This window comes from Photobacterium sp. OFAV2-7, from assembly GCF_022347985.1.
Lineage (GTDB): Bacteria > Pseudomonadota > Gammaproteobacteria > Enterobacterales > Vibrionaceae > Photobacterium.
On record NZ_JAKRFQ010000656.1, the window covers coordinates 1 to 3097 of the forward strand.

Annotated in this window: 3 protein-coding genes; 2 read left to right on the plus strand and 1 reads right to left on the minus strand. The window is 50.3% G+C overall.

Annotated elements, in window-relative coordinates; translation table 11 throughout:
* Together MHN01_RS22510 and MHN01_RS22515 are read left to right on the plus strand one after the other, a co-directional pair.
* Positions 1-824: sigma 54-interacting transcriptional regulator (locus MHN01_RS22510; RefSeq protein WP_239413570.1), on the plus strand; the 824-nt coding region annotated here is incomplete at its 5' end.
* Positions 825-1268: 444 nt separating this feature from the next.
* Positions 1269-2558, plus strand: a complete 1290-nt coding sequence (locus MHN01_RS22515) for a dicarboxylate/amino acid:cation symporter (protein WP_239413572.1) — start codon at positions 1269-1271, stop codon at positions 2556-2558.
* Between the two features lie 78 nt (positions 2559-2636).
* Here MHN01_RS22515 and MHN01_RS22520 read toward each other — a convergent pair.
* Positions 2637-3097 (minus strand): anaerobic C4-dicarboxylate transporter family protein (locus tag MHN01_RS22520; protein WP_304622886.1); only part of this gene is annotated, 461 nt, incomplete at its 5' end.

Genomic DNA, 3097 nt, shown 5'->3' on the forward strand with positions numbered 1-3097 from the left:
TTCACACCCTCAGCGATCGCTCCGGCTCGCTGATCAGTGTCAATGTCGCCGGACTGGATGACAACGTATTTGCCGATACCCTGTTTGGTCATCACCGCGGCGCATTTACCGGTGCCGACAAGGCCCGAGCCGGACTGATCGAGCAGGCCGCGGGCGGGACGCTGTTCCTGGATGAAATCGGCGATTTAAGCCAGGCATCGCAAGTGAAACTGCTGCGTCTGCTACAAGAAGGTGAATACTATCCGCTGGGCAGCGACAGACCGAAACGACTTCGGGCACGTGTTATCGTTGCAACCCATCAGGATTTGGCACAGAAGCAAAAAGACGGCGATTTTCGCAAAGACCTTTTCTACCGATTGAAAACTCACCGCGTCGATATCCCGCCGCTACGCCAGCGCAGCAAAGATATTCCGCTACTGTTGGAGCATTTTCTTCAGGAGGCGGCAGATGAACTCGGGAAGAACAAACCGACTATCCCCAAAGAGCTGCCGGTTCTTCTGGCCAACTATGCCTTTCCGGGCAATATCCGCGAATTACGCGCACTGGCTTATGACGCGATGAGCCAGCATCGCTCGCACATGCTATCGATGGATGTTTTCCGTCAGGTTCTGGATCGGGAAATTACAGCAACTGAGCCGGAAGATCTGGCCGAGCATATGCTTTTCAACCCGGAGCGACCGCTGCCCACGCTACAGGAGGTAGGCGATCTTCTCGTCAACGAGGCCATGCTTCGCGCTCAGGGCAATCAGTCTTTGGCCTCCAAGTTGCTGGGGATCTCGCAACCTGCCCTGAGCAAACGACTAAAGAAGGCCCAGTCTCAATAACCCATAGCCATTAATCATTAACCAAGAGCCAAGAACCAAGAGCCAAGAACTAAGAACTAAGAACTAAGAACTAAGAACAGGCTTCTAAACCCCTATAACCAAAAGAAAAGTTATAACCTCTGTCTTATAGGATAAGTTACTGATCACAAATGAATAACATCAATTTTACATCGGTAACTTATTCCTTTGGTTATACCCCTTCCATCCAGTCTCCTTCCCTTTAATTTTCTACTTTTCTTTTTTAAAACAGAAGGATAAGAGCAAAATCCAAAACTGGCACCCTGCTTGCTCTATATAACCCCAGGTACAGTGGGAAAACGCCCACTTAGCCGCTTATTAAATGTATTACATACAAGAAGATACAGGGTGTTACCTGACTTCAGTGTTACCGGCTATCTGGCTACAGAGAACCGGTAGTCAATAAGCAACGGACAAGGAACTAACATGGAACAAGCACAAGTGAAGAAAAGCCAGCCTGGCTTTTGGGGCAACCTGGCCCTGTGGAAGAAAATTCTGGTCGGTATGGTACTGGGTGTCATTGCGGGAAGCATTCTCGGACCTGATGCTGAAGTACTCAAGCCTATCGGTACTCTGTTTATCAACGCCATTAAAATGCTGATTGTCCCTCTGGTTTTCTGCTCGCTCGTCGTCGGTGTGACGTCAATGCAGGATACCCGTAAAATGGGCCGTATCGGCGTCAAATCTGTCGCCATTTATCTCGGTACGACTGCTGTTGCTATCAGTATCGGTCTGGGCCTGGCAACATTGCTGACTCCTGGCGAAGGCCTGAACATGGCTGCAACCGCTGCGGCCTCAGAAGCCAAGGAAGCTCCGACGCTAGTGCAAACCATTCTTAATCTGGTTCCAAAAAACCCTATCAGCGCACTGGCAGCCGGCAACATTCTGCAAATCATTGTCTTCGCTCTTGGCTTGGGTGTCGCTCTTAACCTGTGTGGCGAAAAGGCCAAGCCTGCTATTGCCGTGTTCGACAGCCTTGCCGAAGCGATGTACAAGCTGACTGAGCTTGTTATGAAGCTGGCGCCTTACGGTATCTTCGGCCTGATGGCATGGGTTGCCGGTAAATACGGTCTGGATATTCTGCTGCCACTATTTAAAGTGATTGCCGTTGCCTATATCGGTAGCCTGCTGCACGTACTGGTGTTCTACTCTGGTGTTATCAAGTTCGTTGGTCGCCTAAATCCAATTCCTTATATCAAGGGCCTTGTTAACCCGGCAGCCGTTGCGTTCACCACCACGAGCAGTTCAGGTACCCTGCCTGCAACAATCAAGTGTGCACGTGAAGAAATGGGTGTCTCAAAAGGGATCTCAAGCTTTGTTCTGCCTTTGGGTGCAACCATCAATATGGACGGTACAGCACTTTACCAGGGTGTGGCTGCACTGTTTGTTGCGCAGGCATTCGGGATTGACCTTGCGTTTGCCGACTACCTGACCATTATTATGACTGCTACACTGGCGTCTATCGGTACGGCTGGTGTACCGGGTGCGGGTCTTATCATGCTGTCACTGGTACTGACTACAGTAGGCCTGCCAATGGAAGGACTGGCGATTATTGCCGGTATCGACCGTATCCTCGACATGGCACGTACCAGTGTTAACGTATGTGGTGACTTGATGGTATCTATTCTGGTTGGCCGCAGCGAAAACGAGCTGGACACCGAAGTCTATAACAACACTGGTGAAGTCTACACCCGTACAACGCAAGAGACGGCGTAATACTTCCCCCATAGAAATACACAAAGGCCAGGTAGCAATACCTGGCCTTTTTCTATCGATTTACCGCCATGATAACTGTTAGATGAAAATCCCTGACAGGAAGAAGCCAACTGGCACAGCACTGACAATGCCTAGCATACCCGGCAGGAAGAATGGGTGGTTAACGATCATCGAACCATTCCACTTATTGCTCAAGAACGAGCCAGTATCATCGGTTGCAATAGCAAACGCCGTTGTTGGATAGATGTTAGTCATGTACAGCGCACTGACGGCAACAAAACTCGCCAGGATAGTACCGGCATCGACACCGAGCGTAGCTGCAATCGGTACTAAAAGCGCACTGGTTGCGCCCTGGCTAAACAGCAAGGCACTGGTACCGAAGAAGACAACTGACAACAGAGCCGGATACTGGTTTAGCACGCTACCTGCCACATCCTTAATTTCACCGATATGGGCACCGATGATCGTCGAGCTCAGCCATACAATACCCAGGATAACAATCAGTGATTCCGCACCGTCTCGGAAAATTGGCGCATGCT

Coding starts and splice junctions, on each gene's coding strand:
- MHN01_RS22515 (WP_239413572.1), top strand. CDS start 1,269: ATGGAACAAGCACAAGTGAAGAAAAGCCAGCCTGGCTTTTGGGGCAAC.